Below are 20,625 nucleotides of genomic sequence, written 5' to 3'. Positions count from 1 at the left end.
CCCACGAACAGGGCGCGCTCGAACCGCCCGGCGATGCGCAGCAGCATGTCGGAGCATGACGCCGGCGCCCCCCTGGACCGTCTTGTTGATGAGGTCTCTACGGGAGGTGCAATGGACGCAGCCGAAGAACTGTTCGAGAAGCACCGGGTCGCGCTTTCTGCCGCGGCGTATCGGATGCTCGGAAATCGGGCCGATGCCGACGACGTCCTTCAAGAGGCCTGGCTTCGCTGGAGCCGGGTGGACCACCGTTCGGTCGCGGACCCGGGCGCGTACCTGTTCCGGCTGGTGACCCGCCAGGCGATCGACGAGCTTCGCAAGGTACGGGCGCGCCGGGAAGTGCCGGCCGGCGGGGACCGGCCGTCCGAGCCGGACGTCGAGCCGCGTCCGGTCGACGCGGTGGCGGCGGGCCTGCTGGTCGTCCTGGAGACCCTGGCCCCGACGGAGCGCGCGGTGTTCCTGCTGCACGACGTTTTCGGCTTCTCGCACGCAGAGATCGCGGTCATCGTCGGACGCACCGAACGGGCGGTGCAGCAGATGGCGTACCGGGCCCGGCGGCACGTCCGGGCGCGCCGTCCGCGGTTCCGGCCCACGCCGGCCGAGCATCGGGCGACCACCGAACGCTTCCTGGCCGCCGCCGCGCTCGGCGGCGACCTGGCGGGCTACGGCACGGCCTGCGCCACGGAATTACAGAGCTTTCGCCACGTGTAGAACTTCTGTAATGTCACCGGGGCGGCCGCGCCCGCAGGGCGCCGGCCGGTTCCCGCACCGACGGACAGGAGTCTGCATGTCGACGGTCTTGTACGAGAGCAGGGATCGCAAGGCGTACCTGACGCTGAACCGGCCGGAGCGGCTCAACGCCATCGACTTCGCCATGCCGGGGGACCTGGCCGCGGCCGTCCGGCGGGCGAACCAGGACCCCGGCGTGCACGTGATCGTGCTGCAGGGCGCCGGCCGCGCCTTCTGCTCGGGGTACGACCTGAAGATCTCCGCGGAGGACGGCCAGGGGACGCAGGGGTCCGGCGGTGGCGACCCGGTCTGGGATCCGATCCAGGACTATACGGCGATGAAGTCGTTCACCGACGACTACTTCTCCCTGTGGCGGTCGCTGAAGCCGACGATCGCGAAGGTCCACGGGTTCGCGGTGGCCGGCGGGAGCGACATCGCGCTGTCGTGCGACCTGGTGGTCATGGCCGACGACGCGCGGATCGGGTACATGCCGGCGCGGGTCTGGGGCTGCCCGACCACCGCGATGTGGGTCTACCGGCTGGGCGCCGAACGCGCCAAGCGGATGCTGCTCACCGGCGACACCATCGACGGCCGGCAGGCGGCCGACTGGGGCCTGGTCCTGGAGTCCGTGCCCGCCGGCGACCTCGACGGCGCGGTCGAGGCCCTCGCCGACCGCATCGCGGGCGTCCCGGTCAACCAGCTCGCCATGCAGAAGCTCATGATCAACCAGGCGTACGACAACATGGGGCTGCACGGCACCCAGATCCTCGCGACCCTCTTCGACGGCATCACCCGGCACTCCCCCGAGGGCCGCTGGTTCCAGGAGTTCGCCGCCACCCACGGCTTCCATGAAGCCGTCAAGTGGCGCGATTCCGGCCGCTGGATCCCCAACGGCGGCGGACCCGTCCCCGACGCGGCCGACCTCGACCAGGAACCCTGATCCAGGGTCCGCGAGACCTGGACGCCCATCCCCACGGGCGCCGGCCGCCAGGGGCGCCCCGGATGCGGTATTCGGCTTGATCAAATTGGGTACTCCGACAGTCCGGCGACCATAACGGGCTGGTTCGGGGGCGACATGGGCGAGGTCATCGGGACACTGCTGCCATTGGCGATCGGGGTCGCGGTCAGCCCGATCCCCATCATCGCGGTCATTCTCATGCTGCTGGCACCGCGCGCCCGCGCCACCGGCCTCGGCTTCCTGGCGGGCTGGGTCGGCGGCGTCCTCGCGGCGACCGTCGTGCTGCTGCTGATCGCCAACGGGCTGGGCATGACCGCCGCGTCGGGGCGGCCCAAGACCGGCGTCTCCTGGATCAAGCTGCTGCTGGGCGTGCTGCTGCTCATCCTCGCCGCCAAGCAGTTCACCGCCCGTCCCGACCCGGGAGAGCAGGCGGAGATGCCGGCGTGGATGAAGGCCATCGACACCTTCACCCCCGTCAAGGCCGCGTCCCTGGGCGTGCTGCTGTCGGCGGTGAACCCGAAGAACCTGATGATGTGCGCCGCGGCCGGAATCGCCGTCAGCCAGGGGCGGCTGAGCACCGGCGGCCAGATCGTGGCCGTCGCCGTCTTCACCGTGATCGCGGTGTCCAGCGTGGCGGTTCCCGTGATCGTCTACGTCGCCGACACCGCGCGCATGCGCCGGCCGCTGGACGCCCTGAAGACCTGGCTCGAACGCAACAACACCACGGTCATGTTCGTGCTGCTGCTCGTCATCGGCGTCGTCCTGATCGGCAAGGGCATCGGCGGGCTCATCGGCTGAACAGCCCGGCGGGGGAATCGCCCGTCAGCCCTCGGGGCGGCTCGCGTAGGAGCCGGCGATCGCGGCGGCGCGGTCGCGCAGGGAGATCCGCAACCACTGCGGGGCCAGGGCCTCGGCGTCCGCGGCAAGCTGCCACAGCGCCCACTCGGCGTGCCTCCGGTCCTGGAAGGTCACCTCCAGCCGCAGCCGTCCGCCCGCCTCGGCTTCCTCGGCGAGGACGGCCAGCGCGGTGCCCACCAGCTCCTCCCGCCGTGCCGGGTCCACCCGTACCAGCACGGTGACCTGGTCGCCGCCGGTGCGGAACCGCGTGCTGCGCTCCCGCCAGGCCCGGTCCAGATCGACCCGGTCCGGTCGCTGCGCGGGTTCGGGGAGTTCCTGGGCGGCCAGCACACGCGACAGCCGGTAGGTGCGGTCCTCGCCGGACCGCGTGGCCAGCAGGTAGCCCTGGCCGCGAACCGTGACGAGGCCGACCGGGTCCACCGTGCGCCACTTCGGCGCCTGCCCGAAGGCCGCGTAGTGGATGCGCAGCCGGTGCCCGGCGAACACCGCGCGCCGGACCTCGGCCACCACGGCGTCGGGCACCTCTTCGGTGACGAGCCGGCGCGAGAGGAGGTCGGTCTCCGGGTCGATGAGCAGGCGCTGGGCCGCGCCGGCCGCCATGTCCCGATGGCCTTCGGGCAGCGCGTCCACGACCTTGAGCATGGCCGATGCGAGCGCCGAGCCGAGGCCGAACGCCTGCGCGCCGCGCCGCGATCCGGCGATCAGCAGGGCGAGGGCCTCGTCGTGGTTCAGCCCGGTGAGCTCCGTCCGGAAGCCGGGCAGCAGCGCGAACCCGCCGTGCCGGCCGCGTTCGGCGTAGACCGGGACGCCCGCCGCGGACAGCGCCTCGATGTCGCGCAGCACGGTGCGGGTGGACACCTCCAGCTCGCGGGCGAGCGTGGCCGCGGACAGCCGGCCGTGCCGGCGCAGCAGCAGCACCAGCGAGACCAACCGGTCGGCGCGCATACGCGGACATTACCGAAATACACGACACAGGATGTCGTGATTCGCTGCGAGGCTCGTCGGCACGGCGTCGCGGAAGGCCGATCGACGCCCGTGTCCCCGACGAATCGAATGGAGCCGATGTGGCGATGGAGCGAACGGCGGTCAACCCGTGGGCGTGGTCCGTGGAGGTGGGCTACGACCAGGGTGAGCTCGTCTCCGGGCAGACCCGCACCCTGTACTGCTCCGGGCAGACGGCGATGAGCGGCGACGGCAAGCCTCAGCACGCCGGCGACATGGCGGCGCAGCTGGCGCTGAGCCTCGACAACCTGGAGGCCGTGCTCGGCGAGGCCGGCATGTCCCTCGCGAACCTCGTCCGGCTCAACGTCTACACCACCGACGTCGACCGGCTCTTCGAGCACTACGGCGTGCTGGCGTCGCGGTTGGGCGCCGCCGGGGTGGCACCGTCCACCACGATGCTCGGGGTGACCCGGCTGGCGATCCCCGAGCTGATGGTCGAGCTCGAAGGCACAGCCGTCGCGTGATGCGTCCCGGCCGCCTCCGGCAAGCCTGCCGGAGGCGGCACGAGCGGCAAAGGCGGGAGAATCGCGGCATGCGATCATCAACGGGCCGGGGCCAGGACGAGGACGACGACCGGTACCGGCGACGCTCCGCGAGGGTGCTGCTCGTGGACGACGCCGAACGCGTCCTGCTGTTCCGTTTCCCGCACGCCCATGGCGAGCCAGAGGCGGGGCATTGCTGGATCACGCCCGGCGGTGGCGTCGACGACGGTGAGACCCTCGCGGAGGCCGCCGCCCGCGAACTCCACGAGGAGACCGGCCTGGTGGCCGCGCCCGGCGACTTGGGCGCCACCGTCGCCTTCTCGTCCGGCTACGCCGATTTCCCCGGATGGGCCCGCGGCCTCTTCCGCGACGACTACTTCCTTTACCGGACGGCATCGACCGACATCGACACCACCGGATTCACCGACGTGGAACGCCGCAACATCAGCGAACACCGCTGGTGGCCGATCGGCGAACTGGAGGGCGCGCCCGAGCCCGTCTTCCCGCTGCGGCTGGCGGCGCTGCTCACCGAGCTGCTCGCCGGGCGCGGTGGAAGCGAGCCCACCTGCCTCCCATGGCACCACCCGTAGCCATCCACCGGCGCCGATTCATGACGCGCCGGCGTTCACCCGGTGAAGTCGCGCCGGTGGTCGACGACCCATTCGCGGTAGGTCAGCGCGGGGCGTCCCGTGAGCTGTTCGACGGTGCCCGTGACCTTCTCCGGCTTCTTGGTCATCTCGAGCATTCCCTCCAGCGTGGCGTCGACGGCCTCGGGCGGCAGCCAGGACAGGAACTGCCGCCTGGCCTCGTCCACGGAGAGCTCTTCGAAGCGCAGCGGCCGCCCGATGACCTCGCCGATGATCCGCACCCGCTCCGCCTGGCTCAGCGCCTCCGGCCCGGTCAGCTCGTAGACGGCGCCGACGTGCCCGTCGTCCAGCAGCGCCCGCACGCCCACGGCGGCCAGGTCGGCCTCGTGCACCAGCGATCGGCGCCAGCCGCCGAACGGCTCGCGCACCACACCGCCGTCCCGGATGCCCTCCGCCCAGGCCAGGTCATTGCCGGCGAACCCGCCGCCGCGCAGGAACGTCCACTCCGCCGCCGACTCCTTGATCAACCGCTCGAGCCGTCCGTGGGAGTCGAGTACGGGGCCACGGCCGGGCGTGCCCGCGCCTATCGACGACAGGTACACCACACGCCGTGCCCGGGCCGCCATGAGCCGCACCACCTCGGGGGCGGCGGCATCGGCGGCCAGCGTCGGCCAGACCAGGAACACCTTGTCCACCCCGTCCAGCGCCGCGTCCAGGGAACCCGGATCCGCCAGGTCGCCCCGGACCACCTCCACGCCGTCGGGCAGGCTCGCCGCCTCCGGGACGCGCGCCAACGCTCGAACCTCGACGCCCGCCTCGTGCAGCTGCGCCACGACTTGCCCGCCGACCTTCCCGGTCGCTCCCGTCACCAGAATCATGGAAGAGACGCTATGGCCTGCGGAAACGGACGGCATCAGTCATCTGACCGGGGTGATGACCTGCCTCCGGAAGGCGGTCCGGGACGACGGGCGCATTCCGCTCAGCGCAGTGGGGACTCGGCGTACGGGGTCAGGACGACGGGGCCCAGCAGGCCGGTTCGCTGTTCGGGTGCGCGATAGGTGGCGCCGCCGGTGGCGTGGACGGCGTTGTAAAGGGTGGTCGAGACGGTGACGGTGATGGTGTTGGCGCCGGGGTGCAGCCGGCGGCCGAGGTCGATGCGGCTGATGTCGCTCTGGTCGATGCCGTCGACGGCCTGGCCGTTGACCTCCACGCGCACGGTGTCGACCGCCTTTCCGAGGTCCAGGTAGGCGCCGTTTCGGCTGGTCCAGTCGTTGGGCAGCGTGACGGTGGTGGTGTAGGCACCGACGCCGGAGGCGTGGTTCAGGCCGGCGATCTCGTTCCAGGGCGGTAGCGCGCCGTCCGGTCCGGTGGCCGGCTCGGTCGTGGGCAGTGTCGTCTTGGTGGTCTCGGCCTGGCCCGCTCCCGGCGTCCAGGATTGTGCGGACAGCCGCCAGGACGTCAGGGTTCGCTGGGGTGCGACGTTCTTGATGACGGTGGAGACCTTGCGGCCGTTGTCCAGGGCGGCGGTGTAGGTGCCGGCGCCGATGGCGCGCGCCAGGAGTGAGCCGTCCCCGTTGTAATGGACGTCCGTCGTCGCGGTGACGGCGTGCCGCGTGCCCGGCTTGGCGCCGTAGTCCGTGCTGGTCACCGCGATGACGGTGACGCCGTACGGGGCGAGCTTCGCGGGGATCCTGACGGAGTCCCGGTCCTTGGAGTAGGTGGCGATCGGGTCGATGCTGCCGCTCCAGCTATCGAGCTGGTAGGGCCGTCCGGTGCCGTTGAGGGAGATCGTGGTGTCGATCCGTGACGCGGACCGGTTGTAGATGAAGTAGTAGTCGGTGCCGTCGGCATTCCGGTGCACCGTCTCGAGCGCGCCCGAAGACGATGCCGCCTTGGCGTCGGGCCGAAGGCCGGCGTTGTCCAGCGCGCCGGGCAGCTCGGCTTCACTCGTGAGGCGCCGGACGCTCGGCTGGCGCAGCAACTGCGCGGTCAGCGCTTTGACACGGGTGTCCTGGCCGGTGGCTCCGGGGGCAGCCGATGGGGCCGCGCCGATCACGAAGACGGGCAGGCCTCGGCGAGCGAGGGCGAGGATGCGCTGGGCCGCGTCAGTGGTGATCGTGGTCTGGTTGTTCAGGACGAGGCCCTTGTAGGCGGCTCCGTCGGGGAAGAGGCGATGGCCCTTGTAGGGGGCGCCGGCAAGGGTGTCAGGCGTCAGATATTCGTAGGTGTAGCCCGCGGCGGCCGTGGCCGAGTCGACACCGAGCATGTGCGCCGGCGCCTCCTGGGGGCTGACGCTCTGCCCGGCAAGGCCGAGGTCCTGGTAGTAGACGGCGAGGTCGAGGCGCGGCCTCCCCTGCCGCAGGACGAGCTGGAGCCGGGAGAGGTGGTCGTTGACGGAGCGGTAGTCCTGCCATTGCGGGACGCGCGGTCCGAACAGCTCCCCCACGTTGAGGTAGCCGCGGATGTTCCACGGGTTGTAGCCGGGCCACGCCCCGCCCTCGCCGGGGTTCGGTGAAGCGAGCCCCGCCGGTGCGTCCTTGTAGGCGAAGCCGTGCCAGACGACCTGGGTGACGCCGCCGGCGAACGCCTTGTAGGCGGTGTCGAGGTTGCCGTTCTGGGCGTCGCCGTTGAGCCACGGCTGGTCGGACTTGAGATCCTGGTTGAGGTCGCGGCCGGCGACGGTGGAGCGGTACGCGCCGTTGAACACGGCGCAGCACTCGGTCGATATCCGCGTCGTGCCGACGGTGTGGGCACCGCCTGCGAGCACCTTGTAGTCCTGTTCGGCGCCGTAGGCGTTGGGGCTGCCGAAGTTGAGCGACTCGCCTTCGGGGATGCCCGTCACCTGGGCGGCCCTCCCGGTCTGGATGGGGTTGCCGTAGGGCTGGGCGCGGTAGACGAGTCCGTGCGACTCGGCCCAGTGCTGCAGGCCGGTGACGTACCGGTCGATGTAGAGGTCGCTCCAGGTCTGGCGGTAGTCCTGCCGGTAGCGGGCTCCGCTGCCGTCGCCGAAGTCGAACCCCGGCGTCGCCGTTCCCTGGGCGCCGACGCCGGTGAGGGCCGGCAGCGCGTCGACGACGGAGTAGCCGCGGCGCTTGCTGAACTGGCTCGCGAAGTCCCACGTCCAGAGCTGGTTGGACCCCATCTCCAGGGAGTCCTCGAAGATGGAGCCGCGCCCGTTCATCCGGTCGAGGAGCCGCTGCGTCTCAGGAGTGAAGATCGCCGAGTTCCAGAAGGAGGCGACCGCCTTCGCTCCGGTGCCGCTCAGATGGTCGACGACGTAGTTCGGCGAGGTCGCGGACAGGGCCGTCTTCGTCAGGCCGTCCGCCGTCTGGTAGAAGGCGAGCAGTGCCCAGGTGCCCGTTCCGGCGGGCGCGGTCCAGGTCAGCTCACCGTTCTTCACTTGCTTGGTCAGGTCGGTGACCGTCGAGCGGTCCAGCTTCCGCGAAGCGCCCTCGGGGAGAGGGCACCCGTCGTCGGTGCACTTGGCGGCGGCGACCGCGACGAGCGTCGTCCTCGCTCCGGCCGGCACGCTCGTCCCTGGAGCGGGCAGGCTCCCCTGGAAGGCCTCCCCCGCCTTCACGAACGCCGAGCCGTACACCAGCTGCTGAGCGGCCGCCGGATCGTTGACGTCCTTCACGGTGGGCACGGTCGGCGGGTAGTGCGGGCCCATGTTCTGGTCCACGGTCAACCCGTACTTGTTCGCCTCGGTGAGGATGACCTGCAGCTTGTGCGTCCACAAGGCGGTGCCCCAGCCGTAGGTCTTCAGGAAGCCGGCGTCCTGGTTCCCCGCGCCCGGCACACCGAACGGCGCGACCTCCACCCCGCCCGCGCCGGAGTCCGCGATCTGCTTGACCTCGGCGCGCAGTTCGCCGTCGTCGGTGTCGGCGAGCGGCACCCACCACCGGTACTTGGGACGGACGGCCGCGGGCGGATTCCGGAAGGCGGCGGCCGTCAGGGACGGGACGCGATCCGAGGTGGCGGCGGGTGTCCCCGGCGGGGCCGCGGCGACGGCACCGGCCGTCAGGGCGATGCTCATGCCGGCGGCCGTCACGGCTGTGACCAGCACCTTGGCGGTTGTCACGGGGCCCACTCCTTATTAAAACGTTTTAATGGCCGGGTGTGCCGAACAGGTGTTCAGCAGACTGGGAGGGGCCATGTCTAACACCTGCGACGAAAGGCCGTCAACAGGTCCCGTGCCGGAACGGTCCGTCCGGGACTCAACCGCCGATCGCGTCGGCGGGCTCGCTCGCGGCGCGATGCGCGTCGCGGCGCGGTACACGACCCCGGGACTGGCGCGTCGCGATCCCGGCCGCCTGGACCAGCCGCCGGCCGAGGGCCAGGACCCGGTCGACGCGGACCGGTTCCCCGGATCCGGTGATGCTGAGCGTCAGCAGCGCGCGGCCGGTCGGGTCGAAGATCGGCGCGGCGATCGCCTTGAACACGATCTCGTCGGCGCCCGGCAGGCCGTCGAAGAGCACGAGCATCTCGTCGGTCGCGCGCAGCACCTCGCGGAGGTTCTGCTCGGCGCCGTCATCGGCCGGTTCGGCGCGCAGCCGGCTCATGGCCTCGATCACGGCCGGCGCCGCGATCGCGGACGTGGCGACGCTGAAGCCGTGGTCTCGCACCTGGGCGAGGACGCGCCGGTAGAGGGCGTCGAGGGGCGGGCCGACGGCGCCGCGCTCCAGCCAGGCCGCAACGGCCTCGTCGTCGGCCCACGCCAGGAACGGCGCGCCCATCGGGGCGAGCAACGGCGACCGGTCGCCGGGGTAGCCGATGCCGGAGGCGGCCGGTTCCGGCCCCCGCTGGGCGAGGATGACGACGTCCCGCCCGGCGACGGCCGTCACGCCGATCTCGCATTCGAGTTCGGCGGCGAGCACTTCGGCCTGGGCGATGGCGGCGCCGATCGCCGGGTGCCGCTCCTGCGCGGCGAAGCCCGTCGCCGCCAGCGCCGGGCCGAGCACGTACGTGCGGTGCACGGGATCCCGCAGGACGAATCCGCAGTCGCTCAGCACGGCCAGCGTGGCGTGGGCGGAGGCGATGTTCATCCCGAGGTGCCGGGCGAGCTCGCTGATCGTGAAGCCCTGCAGGGGATGCGCGGTGAGGAAGGAGATGATCGTCGCCGCGCGGGTGGACGCAGGCGCAGGACGAGCCATGCAGCACAACCTACCGGATTCCGGAGCGCACCCGGACTGTTGACTGCAAAGAACTTTTTGTTATAGCAATGCCGAAGAGAGATCGGATCGGTTCGATCAGCGGCCGCGACGCAAGGACGGAAGCGCGTCGCCGCGCGCCGGCGTGGAGCGGGAAGGGCCGGGAAGCAGTGGGACAACTGGACGGCAAGGTCGCCTTCATCACGGGTGCGGCACGCGGGCAGGGGCGCAGCCACGCGGTGCGCCTCGCCGGCGAGGGCGCGGACGTCATCGGCGTCGACATCTGCGCGGACATCCCCGCCAACGGCTACGCGATGGGCACCCGCGAGGAGTTGGCCGAGACGGAGTCGCTGGTCAAGGAGCAGGGACGGCGGATGATCGGGGCCGTCGCCGACGTGCGCGACTTCCACGGGCTGCGGGCGGCGCTGGACGCGGGCGTGGCCGAGCTGGGCCGGCTCGACATCGTCTGCGCCAACGCGGGCATCGCCCCGATGGCGTTCCGCGAGCTGACCATCGAAGAGGAGCTCGAGCACTGGGAGGCCGTCGTCGGCGTCAACCTGTCGGGGACGTTCAACACCGTGAAGGCGGCGATGCCGCACCTGATCGAGGGCGGCCGCGGCGGCTCGATCATCATCACCAGCTCCACCGCAGGGCTGCGCGGCTTCGGCGGCACGCAGGGCGGCGGGGTCGGGTACGCCGCGTCCAAGCACGGGGTGGTCGGGCTGATGCGGACGTTCGCCAACGCCCTGGCGCCGCACAGCATCAGGGTGAACACGGTGCACCCGACCGCGGTCCGGACGATGATGGCGGTCAACCCGGGCATGACCGAGTGGCTGGAGCAGAACCCCGAGGGCGGCGGGCCGCACCTGCAGAACCCGATGCCGGTCGACATGCTGGAGCCCGGCGACATCAGCGACGCCGTCGCGTTCCTCGCCTCCGACCAGGCCAAGTTCATCACCGGTGTGGCGATGCCGGTCGACGCCGGCTTCTGCAACAAGCTCTGACGGGACGGGCGGCACGATGGCTGGAAGAGCGGCGGGAAAGCGCGTCCTGGTCACCGGGGCGGCGCGCGGCATGGGGCGCAGCCACGCGGTGCGCCTGGCCGAGGAGGGCGCGGACCTGATCCTGGTCGACCTGTGCGAGTCGCCGCCCGGGCTGGAGTACGCGCTGTCCACCAAGGACGACCTCGACGAGACCGCCCGCCTCGTGCGCGCACACGGTCGCCGCGCGGTGGCGGCGGTGGCCGACGTCCGCGACGCCGCGGCGATGCGCAAGGCCGTCGCGGACGGGGTGGCCGAACTCGGCGGACTGGACGCCTCGGTCGCCAACGCGGGCGTGCTCACCGCCGGCACCTGGGACACCACCACGCCCGAGCAGTGGCGTCTCGTCCTCGACGTCAACCTCATCGGCTCGTGGAACACCTGCGTCGCCGCGATCCCGCACCTGATCGAGCGCGGCGGCAGCCTGGTCAACATCAGCTCCGCCGCCGGCATCAAGGGAAGCCCGCTCACGACGCCCTACACCGCGTCCAAGCACGGTGTGGTCGGGATGAGCCAGGCGCTGGCCAACGAGCTGGCGGCGCAGAACATCCGCGTCAACACCGTCCATCCCACCGGGGTGGCGACCGGCATGGCGCCGGCCTCGCTGCACGGCCTGCTCGCCGAGAAGCGCCCCGACCTCGCGCCCATCTACACCAACGCGCTGCCGGTCCCGATGGTCGACGCGCGGGACGTGAGCAACGCCGTCCTGTTCCTCGTCTCCGACGAGTCCCGGCACGTCACCGGCATGGAGTTCAAGGTCGATGCGGGCGTCACCATCAGGTAGCCCAGCGCCGGGCCTACAGATACGGCAGCCAGGTCGTGCCGGGCGGTGCGTCCTCAAGGGCGGCGAGCGCGGCCGGTGACGCCGGAGCCTGGAGGAATCCGATGAGGCCGTCGAGCAGGTCGGCGACGTGCAGCGCGAACGGCACGACCGGATAGCCGTTCACCCGCGCCCGTTCGCGGTCGGACGCGGCCTCGACGCCGAACGACGCGACCTGGCCGATGCGGTGCTCCCGCAACGGCTCGGGGAGGTGCGGGAGCAACGCCGCGACGCGCTCACCGAACTCGCGCGTGGACGCCTGGAACTCCTTGGGCAGCCGTTGGAACACGTCCTGGCGATTGTGATGCCGCAGCATGCTGACGAACGTGAGATACCTGCTGTCCTCCCGCTCGCCCTGCTCCAAGAGTGGAAGTACATAGCATTCGACCCACGAACGCAGATCGCGCGGACGGTATCGGACGATGAGCATCCGGCGACGCTCGTGGATGTCGGGCAGGCGATGCTCGCAGATCGCCTGGAGCAGGAGCTCCTTGGTCCCGAAGTGGTATTGGACCGCCGACTTGTTCCCGTTGCCGGCCTCGGCGCCGATCTGGCGGAGCGATACGCCGTCGATGCCGTGCTGCGCGAAGAGCCGTTCGGCGGCGCGGATTATCTCCGCCTTCGTGGAAGACGTCGAGACCGACATGGACACCATGGATCACCCGCGGGAGGGAAGTCGACTGCGTTCTCATGCGTTTCCTGCGACGCCCATCGTAGAAGGATGGATGCGCCCCGAGCGTCAGCGGGTCCTTTCGGCCCAGATCGCGTCGGCGGTGCTCCCGAGCGCCTCGGCCTTGGCGAAGCCGTAATAGGCGGCGAACTGCAGGACGATCTCGTCCATCTCCTCCTTGGAGACGTCGCCGGAGTTCAGCGCGGCACCGACGTGCGACCGCAGCGGCGTGGGCGAGTCGCAGACGGCGACGCTCGCCACGGTGATGATGCGGCGTTCGCGGCGGGTGAGGCCGGGCCGCTGCCAGACGTGCCCGAAGACGAAATTGAGGATTCCGGCGTGGATGTACGGTGTCTCGGGCCTGGGCGCCTGGATGAGGTTGACGTCGACGAACTCCTCCACGCCGCGCTTGATGCGCTCGTCCCGGTCGTCGATGCCCAGGGTCTCGTTACCGAGGAGCGGCAACGGCCCCGGTTCCTCTCCGCGCTCCCGGAGGATGCGGGCCCACTGCCGGCGGATCACGCCTTCGATGTGCGAGGCCTTCGGCCAGCCGCAGTAGACGGCGAACTGCAGGACGAACTCGAGCATCGCCTCCAGTTCGATGTCGCCGCTGTTGAGGGCCGCGTAGACGTGCTCGTCGATCGGCTCGGGCGCGTCCGCCGCGCCGACGCAGGTCAGCGTCACCCATCGGCGGTCCCGCCGGCTCAGCCCGGGACGGGGCCACACCTCGCCGAACACGAAATCGCGGGCCGCCGCTTCGAGCGGCGTGGCCGGTGCGGGCGCCTCGCGTGTCATGACCTCGCGATACGTCCTGTCTGCGGGTGCGTCGCCCATGCCACATCCTCCGGCCGGCCTTTCGGAATTCGGACGGCTTAACTTTAAGTCACTGGACTTTTTCCAGCAAGGTGTGCTTCGATCAAATCGTCAGTGGTAGCGATGTTCTCATGATCGAAAGCTCTCCTCTCCAGGCGTCCGGAGGCAGATGCCGGACGGGCCGCGCCGTTATGGACAAGGCGGGATCCCGCGATGACCACCTCCCCGACCACCTCCGACGACCTCGGCGTCACCGGACCGCTCGTCGACGGCACCTGGCTCGACCGCCCGGCCCTGGACACGGCGGATCACATCAACCCCGCGACCGCCCGGGCGAACGGCACCGTCGTGCTCAGCGGGCCGCGGGAAGTGGACGCGGCGGTCAGCGCGGCCAAGTCCGCATTTCCCGCGTGGCGGGCCATGTCACCCGACAAGCGCCGGCGCATCCTGCAGCGGGTCGAGGAGTCGATGGAGGCCCACGTCCCCGAACTCGCCCGCCTCACCACCCTCGAGATCGGCGCCCCAGCCGTGATATCCGCGGCGCTCGCGCATCTCTGCGCGGGCTGGTTCGGCTACTACGCCGGCTGGGCGGACAAGATCGAAGGAGCGACGATCCCCCTCAGCCCCGTGCTCAACACGGGCTTCGACTACACGCTCCCCGAGCCGTACGGCGTCGTCGGCGTCATCGTGACGTGGAACGGGCCGATCACGTCGATCGGCATGAAGGTGGCGCCCGCGCTGGCCGCGGGCAACTGCGTGGTCGTCAAGACGTCCGAGCTCGCCCCCTACACCGTGGCCCGGTTCGCGGAGATCGCTCTGGAGGCGGGTCTGCCTCCCGGGGTCCTGCACGTCCTGCCCGGCGGCGCGGAGGCCGGCGACCGGCTGGTGCGGCATCCGGACGTCGCGAAGATCTCGTTCACGGGCGGGATCCCGACCGCGAAGAAGATCCTGGACGCGGCCCGGCACACGGTGAAACCGGTCGTGCTGGAACTGGGCGGCAAGTCGGCGAACGTGGTCTTCCCCGACGCCGACCTCGACGAGGCCGTCGCCCTGACCGTGCGCTCCTGCTACAACATCGCCGGCCAAGGCTGCAATCTCACCACCCGGATGCTGGTGCACCGCGAGGTGTACGACGACGTGGTCGAGTCGACCCGCCGGCGCGTCGCTGGCCTGCGCGCGGGCGATCCGTTCGAGCCGGGCACCGCCGTCGGCCCCGTGATCGACGCGGCGTCTCGGGACCGCGTCCTCGGTGTGATCGACCGGGCGAGGAAGGACGCACGGGTGGTGATCGGCGGCGGCGCCGTGGATCGGGCCTCGCTGCCGCCGCACGTCCGCGACGGCTACTTCGTCGAGCCGACGGTCCTCGCCGACGTGGATCCGGCGAGCGAGGCCGCCCGTCAGGAGATCTTCGGCCCGGTGCTGTCGATCCTCCCCTTCGGGAGCGAGGCGGAGGCGGTCGATCTGGCCAACTCGACCCCCTATGGCCTGGGCACCTACCTCCAGACCCGGGACGTGTCACGGGTGCACCGGATCGTGCCGCTGCTCCAGTCGGGCAGCGTGCACGTCAACGGCGTCTCCGGTCAGCCGCCCGGCGCGCCGTTCGGCGGCTACAAGCAGAGCGGCATCGGACGAGAGGGAGGCCGGGAAGGACTCTTCGAGTTCCTTCAGACCAAGAACGTCTTCATCCATGCGTGACATGTGGTCAATGCGTCCCCGTGCACCGCCGGACGTGCCGCTTCGCGCCGAGGCAGGCCTGCACCTCGACCTCTCGCCCTTGGACGGTTCACTCCGCGTCCTGGACGGGAGCGCCGTCGATCTTCCGCAGGTACTCCTCGACGAGGGCCAGGGCTTCGTCATGGCCCGCGGTGAGCCCCATGGCGTCCTCGATCGTGAGCGCTCGGGAAACCGTCGATATCAGAACGGTCAAAGCGAGCGGGGGCAGCGCCTCGGGGTCGATTCCGCGCGCCTTCAAATATTCGGCGACCGCCTTTCTCTGGAGTTCGCGGGCCCGTTCGGCATAGCCGACCAGCTCGGCGCGCACCGCCTTGCGGTGATTCGACAGCGCGATGAACTCGACGTTCAGCGTCGCTCCCTGGGGATGGCTGTTGTAGGCCCACAGGGAGCGCAGCAGCCCGCCGGACTCCAGCGCGCGCTCCTGCGCCTCCAACTCCTGCTCCGACCGCCTGCGGATCAGGGCGATGAACAGGTCGTCCAGGGTCCGGAAGTAGTAGTGGATCAGGGCCGGCGTGACGCCGGCCTCGCGGGCCACGCGCCGGATCCCGACGGCGGCGTACCCCTCCTCCAGCATCAGCCGTTCGGCGATGTCCAGGAACCGCAGCCGGGTTTTGGAATTCTCCGGTCCCATACGGCGAGGCGAAGTCATGTCTCCTTCTCCTTGACGGCCCGCGGAGCGGGTGTTAAACAGTCGTTTAGCAGAGATCGCGGCGCCATCCGTCCCCTTCCCACCATCGGCCTCCGAGAAGAACGGAGAAGCTGTTCGATGGCAGTCGACGCACCTTTCCCCGCCGGTCGGTCCGCAGAGCCCGAGACCGTCCAGGCATGGGCGGACCGGTGAGCGGGCACGGGGCCGGCGGGCGGGCCTATCCCGACGCGGCGCTCCCCTGCAACCCGAACGTGGTGGAGGGGCAGATCGCGGGCGGCGCGGTGCAGGGGATCGGCGGCGCGCTGTACGAGCACTGCGCCTACGACGAGGACGGCAACCCCCTCACCACGACCTTCAAGGACTACCTCCTGCCCACCACCGCCGAGGTGCCCACCCTAGAGTACGGACACCCGGAGCCCCCGGGATCGTTCGAGTACCACGTCCCGACGATGCTCGAAGAGGCCGTCGCGCTTCTCGCCGACTTGGGCGAGGACGCCAAGGCCATCGCCGGCGGGCAGAGCCTCGTCCCCATGCTCGTCCGGCGGCTGGCGGTCCTCGGTCACCTGGTCGACCTGCGGCGCGTGCCGGGCTTGCGCGGCATCGAGCGCCGCAACGGATCGCTGTGGATCGGCGCGGGCACCACGCAGGCCGCGATCCAGCGGTCCGGCGAGGTCGCCGGCGCCGTCCCGCTGCTGGCCCGCGCCACTCCCCTGATCGGCCACTTCCGGATCCGCAGCCGCGGCACCATCGGCGGGTCGCTCGCCCACGCCGACGCCGCCGCCGAGTACCCCGCGGTGGCGCTGGCCCTCGACGCCCGGCTGGAGACGTTCTCGCCTCGGGGACGGCGGACGATCCCCGCCACCCGGTTCTTCACCGGATTGTGGAGCACCGACCTGGCGGAGGACGAGCTGCTCACCGGGATCACCTTTCCCGTCCGGAGCGCCCGCAGCGGGTTCGCCGTCGAGGAGTTCGCCCGCCGGTACGCGGACTTCGCCTTGGCGGGCGCCGCCGTCGCCGTCGAACTCGACGAGGACGCCCGGATCCGGCGCTGCGGCATCGGCCTGTTCGGGCTCGGCCCGACCGCGCGGCGGGCCCCGGCCGCGGAGGCCGCCGCGACCGGCGGGAAGGCCGCCGCGATCGACGCCGCCGATGTCGGGCGCACCGCCATGTCCGAACTCGCGTCCGTCCCGTCGGACCTGCACGGATCCGCCGCCTACCGCACGCGCGTCGGCGCGGTCATGGTCGCGCGGGCCTGGCAGAGGGCCGTCGAGGAGGCCAAGGGTGACTGACGCCGGCATCGGGACGAAGCCGGACGACCCACAACCGCACCGTCGCCTTCGTCGCCTGGACGAGGGCCCCGAGCCGAGAAAGAGGGACAGCATGCCCGGAAGAGTCGAAGGCAAGGTCGCGTTCATCACCGGCGCCGCCCGCGGTCAGGGCCGCAGCCACGCCGTGCGCCTGGCGGAGGAGGGCGCCGACATCATCGCCGTCGACGTCTGCAAGCAGATCGACAGCGTGCCCACCCCGATGTCCACCCCCGAGGACCTGGAGGAGACGGTCGCGCAGGTCGAGAAGGCGGGCCGGCGCATCCACGCCGTCCAGGCCGACGTCCGCGACTACGACGCGCTGAAGGCCGCGGTCGACGAAGGAGTGAGCCGGTTCGGCCGGCTCGACATCATCCTCGCCAACGCCGGACTCGCCGCCGCTGGAGACGCCATCGAGAAGATGAGCGAGAAGCTGTGGCGGGACTCCATCGACGTCAACCTCACCGGCGTCTGGCAGACCGTCAAGGCCGCCGTCCCGCACGTCATCGAGGGCGGACGCGGCGGCGCGATCGTGCTGACCAGCTCCGTCGGCGGGCTGAAGTCCCACCCGAACATCGGCAACTACATCGCGTCCAAGCACGGCGTGGTCGGGCTGATGCGCAGCATGGCGGTCGAGTTCGCCCAGCACAACATCCGCGTCAACTCCGTCCACCCCACCCAGGTGAACAGCCCGATGCTGATGAACGACATGACCTACCGGATGTTCCGGCCCGACCTGGAGAACCCGACCGCCGAGGACATGGCGCCGGTCTCGCAGCTGATGAACGCGCTTCCGGTCCCGTGGGTGGAGCCGGTGGACGTCAGCAACGCGATCCTCTTCCTGGTCTCCGACGAGGGCCGCTACGTCACCGGCGTCCCGCTGCCGATCGACGCCGGCGCAATGCTCAAGTAGGCGGACGGAACCGCCACGACCCGCGCGATACAGGGAGGTGCGAAAGGTGGAGACCGGCGGCGAGATCTACTGGGACCCCTACGACGCAGGCATCGCTCAGAACCCGTACCCGATCTACCGTCGGCTCCGGGAAGAGAAGCCGCTGTACTACAACGAGAAATACGACTTCTACGCGGTCACCCGGTTCGCCGACTGCGAGCGCGGGCTGCCGGACTGGCGGACGTTCTCCTCGTCCCGGGGAGACATCCTCGAGATCATCCAGTCGGGCTACGAGATCCCGTCGGGCACCCTCATCTTCGAGGACCCGCCCATCCACGACGTCCACCGCCGGCTGCTCTCGCGCGTCTTCACCCCGCGCCGGATCGGCATGCTGGAACCGCAGGTCCGCGGGTTCTGCACCGCCGTCCTCGACCCGCTCGCCGGGGCCGGCCGCTTCGACCTCGTCGAGGCGGTCGGCGCGGAGATGCCGATGCGCGTCATCGGCATGCTCCTCGGCATCCCCGAGGCCGACCAGCCCGCCATCCGCGACATGGCCGACGAGGCGCTGCGCACCGAGGACGGCCAGAAGATGAGGTTCAAGGGGGCCGAGTCGCTCACGAACGAGGCCTTCGCCGACTACATCGACTGGCGCCGCGACCATCCGTCCAACGACCTCATGACCGATCTCCTGAACGCCGAATTCGAGGACGAGAACGGGCGGACCCGCACACTCACCCGGGACGAGGTCCTGACCTACGTCAACGTCGTCTCCAACGCCGGCAACGAGACGACCGGACGGCTCATCGGCTGGATCGGCGCCGTCCTCGCCCGGCACCCGGAGCAGCGCCGCGAGCTCGTCGACGACCCGTCCCTCATCCGCAACGCCATCGAGGAGATCCTCCGGTACGAGCCGACCGGCCATTCCATCGCCCGCTACGTCACCCGCGACGTGCGGTTCCACGGCGAGACCGTTCCGGCCGGCAGCGCCCTGCTGTTCATCGTGGGCTCCGCCAACCGCGACCACCGCCGCCACACCGACCCCGACCGCTTCGACCTCCACCGCGACATCGGCCAGCAGCTCACCTTCGGGCTCGGCGGCCACTACTGCCTCGGTGCGGCACTGGCCCGCCTCGAAGGCAGGATCGCGATGGAGGAGATCCTCAAACGCTTCCCGACCTGGGAAGTCGACTGGGATAACGCCAGGCTCGGCCAGACCTCCACCGTCCGGGGCTGGGAGACCCTCCCCCTCATCGTCGGATGAGGGGGTTCGTCACCGCAGCTGGTCGCGGCGGCGGGCCAGGTAGGCGGTCTCGGCGGTGTTGCCCGCGAGCTCGATGGCCCTGTCGTAGGCGGCGCGCGCCTCACGACCGCGGCGCAGCCGGCGCAGCAGGTCGGCGCGGGTGGCGTGGTAGGCGTGATAGCCGGCCAGCTCGTCGGCAAGGCGGTCGACGGACGCCATCGCCACCTCCGGGCCGTCGACCTCGGCGACCGCGATCGCCCGGTTGAGCGCGATGACCGGGGAGGCGTCGAGACGGACGAGCTGGTCGTAGAGGGCGACGACCTGCGACCAGTCGGTGTCGCGCATGTCGCGGGCGGAGGTGTGCACGGCGTTGATCGCCGCGAGGATCTGGTAGCGGCCCGGAGCGACCCCGCCGGCGGCGGCCGCGAGGCGCTCGCGCACCAGCCGGTGCCCCTCGGCGATCAGCGTCGCGTCCCAGGCCCCGCGGTCCTGCTCGGCCAGGGGGACGAGCTCGCCGCCGGCGGAGACCCGGGCGGGGCGGCGGGCCTCGGTCAGCAGCATCAGCGCCAGCAGCCCGGCCGCCTCGCCGTCGCCGGGCAGCAGGGCCCGGATGAGGCGGGTGAGCCGGATCGCCTCGGTGGTCAGGTCGGCGCGCACCGGATCGGTGCCGGGGCCGGACGCCAGGTAGCCCTCGTTGAACACGAGGTACAGGACGGCGAGCACGCCGGACACGCGCGCCGGGAGGTCCTCGGCGGACGGCACCCGGTACGGGATGCGCGCCGCCTTGATCTTGGCCTTCGCGCGGGTGATCCGCCGCTCCATGGCGGTGTCCGCCACCAGGAAGGCGCGGGCGATCTCGGGCACGGTCAGGCCGCCGACCATGCGCAGCGTCAGCGCCACGCGGGTCTGCGCCGCCAGCGCCGGATGGCAGCAGGTGAAGATCAGCCGGAGCCGGTCGTCGTCGACGGCGCCGGCCGGCTCGGGCGGGCCGTCGTCGTGCACCATCCGGGCTTCGCGGTGCTTGTCGTCGCGCTTGCTCTCGCGGCGGATCCGGTCGATGGCCTTGCGGACGGCGGTGGTGGTCAGCCAGGCGCCCGGGTTGGGCGGCACGCCGTCGTCCGGCCACCGCTGCACGGCGGTCGCGAACGCCTCGGCGGCGGCCTCCTCGGCGATGTCGAGGTCACCGAAACGCCTCGTCAGTGAGGCGACGACCCGGGCCCACTCCTCCTGGTGGGCCCGGGTGACCGCCTCGCGGACATCGGTACCGGTCACAGGAACGGCCGCACTTCGATCTTCCGGTTGCAGGCCTTCGACGCGTCGGCGGCGAGCGCGAGCGCCACGTCGAGGTCGGCGGCCTCGATGATCCAGAAGCCGGCGAGGTACTCCTTGGACTCCAGGAAGGGCCCGTCGGTGACCAGCGCCTCCGCGCTCCGATTGTCGATGACGGTGGCGGTGTCGGGCGCGGCGAGGCCGCCGGCGAAGACCCAGTTGCCCTCGGCCTGGAGCCGTTCGTTGAACACGTCGATCGCGGCGTCCTCCTCCGGGGTGGCGAGGGTGGGCCGGTCGTGGATCACGGAGAACAGGTACCGCATCTGAAGATCATCTCTCCCGGATCTCTTTGACGAACTTTCCAGGACGCTACCGGGCCGAGCGGCGCCCGCGCGCCGGCGTTCGCCGCAGCCCGCGCGCCGCCGCACCGA

20 protein-coding genes are annotated in these 20,625 nt (G+C 71.1%); 11 read left to right on the top strand and 9 right to left on the bottom strand.

The annotated features are described in order from the left end of the window. From AB0C78_RS34450 to AB0C78_RS34440, 3 genes are all read left to right on the top strand, one after another. On the top strand, positions 1-708 hold a 708-nt coding region (locus AB0C78_RS34450; RefSeq protein ID WP_360756238.1), incomplete at its 5' end, for a sigma-70 family RNA polymerase sigma factor. A 76-nt stretch (positions 709-784) separates the two neighbouring features. Beyond that, positions 785-1,666, top strand: a complete 882-nt coding sequence (locus AB0C78_RS34445; RefSeq protein ID WP_360756235.1) for a crotonase/enoyl-CoA hydratase family protein — start codon at positions 785-787, stop codon at positions 1,664-1,666. Positions 1,667-1,801: 135 nt separating this feature from the next. After that, positions 1,802-2,482 (top strand): GAP family protein, encoded by a 681-nt coding sequence (locus tag AB0C78_RS34440; protein WP_360756232.1) that lies wholly within the window; start codon positions 1,802-1,804, stop codon positions 2,480-2,482. 24 nt (positions 2,483-2,506) lie between these two features. Here AB0C78_RS34440 and AB0C78_RS34435 read toward each other — a convergent pair whose 3' ends face one another. Further along, positions 2,507-3,487, bottom strand: a complete 981-nt coding sequence (locus AB0C78_RS34435) for a WYL domain-containing protein (RefSeq protein WP_360756229.1) — start codon at positions 3,485-3,487, stop codon at positions 2,507-2,509. Between the two features lie 125 nt (positions 3,488-3,612). Here AB0C78_RS34435 and AB0C78_RS34430 point away from each other — a divergent pair, with 125 nt between their 5' ends. Together AB0C78_RS34430 and AB0C78_RS34425 are read left to right on the top strand one after the other, a co-directional pair. Next, positions 3,613-4,008, top strand: a complete 396-nt coding sequence (locus AB0C78_RS34430; protein ID WP_360756248.1) for a RidA family protein — start codon at positions 3,613-3,615, stop codon at positions 4,006-4,008. A 68-nt stretch (positions 4,009-4,076) separates the two neighbouring features. Then, positions 4,077-4,616, top strand: a complete 540-nt coding sequence (locus AB0C78_RS34425) for an NUDIX domain-containing protein (RefSeq protein ID WP_360756226.1) — start codon at positions 4,077-4,079, stop codon at positions 4,614-4,616. A 35-nt stretch (positions 4,617-4,651) separates the two neighbouring features. Here the strand turns inward: AB0C78_RS34425 and AB0C78_RS34420 are convergent, their stop codons facing one another. The 3 genes from AB0C78_RS34420 to AB0C78_RS34410 all read right to left on the bottom strand — a co-directional run bounded on the left by AB0C78_RS34420 (position 4,652) and on the right by AB0C78_RS34410 (position 9,766). Beyond that, positions 4,652-5,491, bottom strand: a complete 840-nt coding sequence (locus tag AB0C78_RS34420) for an NAD(P)H-binding protein (protein ID WP_360756223.1) — start codon at positions 5,489-5,491, stop codon at positions 4,652-4,654. A gap of 101 nt (positions 5,492-5,592) precedes the next feature. Continuing rightward, complete coding sequence (locus AB0C78_RS34415) at positions 5,593-8,694, bottom strand: glycosyl hydrolase (protein WP_360756220.1); 3,102 nt, start codon at positions 8,692-8,694, stop codon at positions 5,593-5,595. 136 nt (positions 8,695-8,830) lie between these two features. Next, positions 8,831-9,766: a helix-turn-helix domain-containing protein gene (locus AB0C78_RS34410; RefSeq protein ID WP_360756217.1), complete on the bottom strand. Its 936-nt coding sequence runs from the start codon at positions 9,764-9,766 to the stop codon at positions 8,831-8,833. 167 nt (positions 9,767-9,933) lie between these two features. Here AB0C78_RS34410 and AB0C78_RS34405 point away from each other — a divergent pair, with 167 nt between their 5' ends. Together AB0C78_RS34405 and AB0C78_RS34400 are read left to right on the top strand one after the other, a co-directional pair. Continuing rightward, on the top strand, positions 9,934-10,767 hold the full coding sequence (locus AB0C78_RS34405) for a mycofactocin-coupled SDR family oxidoreductase (RefSeq protein ID WP_360756215.1): 834 nt from the start codon (positions 9,934-9,936) through the stop codon (positions 10,765-10,767). Between the two features lie 16 nt (positions 10,768-10,783). Then, the gene (locus AB0C78_RS34400; protein WP_360756212.1) at positions 10,784-11,587 is read left to right on the top strand and encodes a mycofactocin-coupled SDR family oxidoreductase; all 804 of its coding nucleotides are present in this window, start codon (positions 10,784-10,786) and stop codon (positions 11,585-11,587) included. Between the two features lie 13 nt (positions 11,588-11,600). Here AB0C78_RS34400 and AB0C78_RS34395 read toward each other — a convergent pair whose 3' ends face one another. Together AB0C78_RS34395 and AB0C78_RS34390 are read right to left on the bottom strand one after the other, a co-directional pair. After that, positions 11,601-12,269 carry a TetR/AcrR family transcriptional regulator gene (locus AB0C78_RS34395; protein ID WP_360756210.1) on the bottom strand — a complete coding sequence of 223 codons (669 nt, stop codon included), beginning with the start codon at positions 12,267-12,269 and terminating at the stop codon, positions 11,601-11,603. A gap of 93 nt (positions 12,270-12,362) precedes the next feature. Then, on the bottom strand, positions 12,363-13,088 hold the full coding sequence (locus AB0C78_RS34390; protein ID WP_360756208.1) for a carboxymuconolactone decarboxylase family protein: 726 nt from the start codon (positions 13,086-13,088) through the stop codon (positions 12,363-12,365). Between the two features lie 231 nt (positions 13,089-13,319). On the opposite strand from AB0C78_RS34390, the gene AB0C78_RS34385 reads away from it, so the two are divergent. Continuing rightward, entirely contained in the window at positions 13,320-14,801 is a 1,482-nt protein-coding gene (locus AB0C78_RS34385) for an aldehyde dehydrogenase family protein (protein ID WP_360756205.1), read from the top strand. Between the two features lie 88 nt (positions 14,802-14,889). On the opposite strand, the gene AB0C78_RS34380 is transcribed toward AB0C78_RS34385, so the two are convergent. Next, positions 14,890-15,489 carry a TetR/AcrR family transcriptional regulator gene (locus AB0C78_RS34380; protein WP_360756202.1) on the bottom strand — a complete coding sequence of 200 codons (600 nt, stop codon included), beginning with the start codon at positions 15,487-15,489 and terminating at the stop codon, positions 14,890-14,892. A gap of 176 nt (positions 15,490-15,665) precedes the next feature. Here AB0C78_RS34380 and AB0C78_RS34375 point away from each other — a divergent pair, with 176 nt between their 5' ends. The 3 genes from AB0C78_RS34375 (at position 15,666) to AB0C78_RS34365 (ending at position 18,946) form a co-directional block, all read left to right on the top strand. Next, the gene (locus AB0C78_RS34375) at positions 15,666-16,778 is read left to right on the top strand and encodes an FAD binding domain-containing protein (RefSeq protein WP_360756199.1); all 1,113 of its coding nucleotides are present in this window, start codon (positions 15,666-15,668) and stop codon (positions 16,776-16,778) included. A gap of 91 nt (positions 16,779-16,869) precedes the next feature. Continuing rightward, on the top strand, positions 16,870-17,706 hold the full coding sequence (locus tag AB0C78_RS34370) for a mycofactocin-coupled SDR family oxidoreductase (protein ID WP_360756196.1): 837 nt from the start codon (positions 16,870-16,872) through the stop codon (positions 17,704-17,706). Between the two features lie 46 nt (positions 17,707-17,752). Then, the gene (locus AB0C78_RS34365; protein WP_360756193.1) at positions 17,753-18,946 is read left to right on the top strand and encodes a cytochrome P450; all 1,194 of its coding nucleotides are present in this window, start codon (positions 17,753-17,755) and stop codon (positions 18,944-18,946) included. Positions 18,947-18,955: 9 nt separating this feature from the next. On the opposite strand, the gene AB0C78_RS34360 is transcribed toward AB0C78_RS34365, so the two are convergent. After that, positions 18,956-20,197 carry a DUF6596 domain-containing protein gene (locus tag AB0C78_RS34360; protein ID WP_360756190.1) on the bottom strand — a complete coding sequence of 414 codons (1,242 nt, stop codon included), beginning with the start codon at positions 20,195-20,197 and terminating at the stop codon, positions 18,956-18,958. Further along, on the bottom strand, positions 20,194-20,517 hold the full coding sequence (locus AB0C78_RS34355) for a YciI family protein (RefSeq protein ID WP_360756188.1): 324 nt from the start codon (positions 20,515-20,517) through the stop codon (positions 20,194-20,196). Before AB0C78_RS34355 ends, AB0C78_RS34360 begins: the two co-directional genes overlap by 4 nt. Positions 20,518-20,625 lie beyond the last annotated feature (108 nt).

It is taken from the genome of Actinomadura sp. NPDC048394 (assembly GCF_040651755.1).
In the GTDB taxonomy this organism is placed as follows: domain Bacteria; phylum Actinomycetota; class Actinomycetes; order Streptosporangiales; family Streptosporangiaceae; genus Spirillospora; species Spirillospora montaniterrae.
The sequence above is the reverse complement of the archived record's forward strand: the minus strand, read 5'-3'. Positions and strand labels throughout refer to the sequence as shown.